The following is a 423-nucleotide window of genomic DNA, read 5'->3' on the forward strand; positions in this document are numbered from 1 at the left end:
AAAAGAGAAGAAAAAGAAGAAGATTTTGAGTCAGTCGCAGATAACCCGTATTAACCTGTTGATGGGGAAGTTTGCGGAAGAAGAAAGAACCGACGTGATACCACGGGGAGGGCGGTGTGCCCTGTACCCAACCTGGTATTGGTCAACCGTGCTGGCGACATTGCGCTTTACGGGGATGCGCCAGAACCAGTTACTGCACCTGCGGCTGCGGGATATTAACCTGGAAAGCAATTATATTGAACTGGGACTGGAAGGCAGTAAAAACCACAGCGAATGGGAGATACCGATTATTCCGCAACTCAAACCCTGGCTGGCACAACTCGCGGCAAGGGCGATGGCTGCCGGTGCTGAAGGCCACGATCCAATTTTCGATCTCAGCCGGTTAAGTGTGCCGCACCCCAGCCGGCTTTCCCGTTACCAATA

Annotated in this window: 1 pseudogene; it reads left to right on the forward strand. The window is 52.5% G+C overall.

Annotation, left to right across the window (positions count from 1 at the left end):
• Positions 1 to 25: 25 nt before the first annotated feature.
• Positions 26 to 423: pseudogene (locus tag Xentx_RS18300) on the forward strand (site-specific integrase); the annotation flags it as partial.

It is taken from the genome of Xenorhabdus thuongxuanensis, assembly GCF_001908095.1.
Lineage (GTDB): Bacteria > Pseudomonadota > Gammaproteobacteria > Enterobacterales > Enterobacteriaceae > Xenorhabdus > Xenorhabdus thuongxuanensis.